The 287-nt window shown below is 54.7% G+C and carries 1 protein-coding gene; it reads right to left on the bottom strand.

What is annotated here, in order from left to right; all coding sequences use genetic code 11:
* A partial coding sequence (locus tag B1964_RS29735; protein ID WP_139765985.1) for an ATP-binding cassette domain-containing protein occupies window positions 1–287 on the bottom strand: 287 nt, incomplete at both ends.

The following is a 287-nucleotide window of genomic DNA, read 5'->3' on the forward strand; positions in this document are numbered from 1 at the left end:
CGAAGCGGGAACGCGATGTTGTCATACAAACTCATCGACCCGAACAACGCACCGTCCTGGAACAACACCCCGAACAACTTGCGGATCTCATACAGTTCCTTGGCCGAACACTGGGTGATATCGGTGCCATCGATGATCACCGACCCCTGCTCCGGATGCAACAACCCGATCAACGTCTTCAAGAACACCGACTTACCAGTACCCGACGGACCCAACAGTGCCGACACCTCACCCTCCGGCAAGGTCAACGACACATCACGCCAAATATTCTGCGAACCAAACGACTT

This window comes from Gordonia sp. i37, assembly GCF_002043085.1.
GTDB classification, from domain to species: Bacteria; Actinomycetota; Actinomycetes; order Mycobacteriales; family Mycobacteriaceae; genus Gordonia; species Gordonia polyisoprenivorans.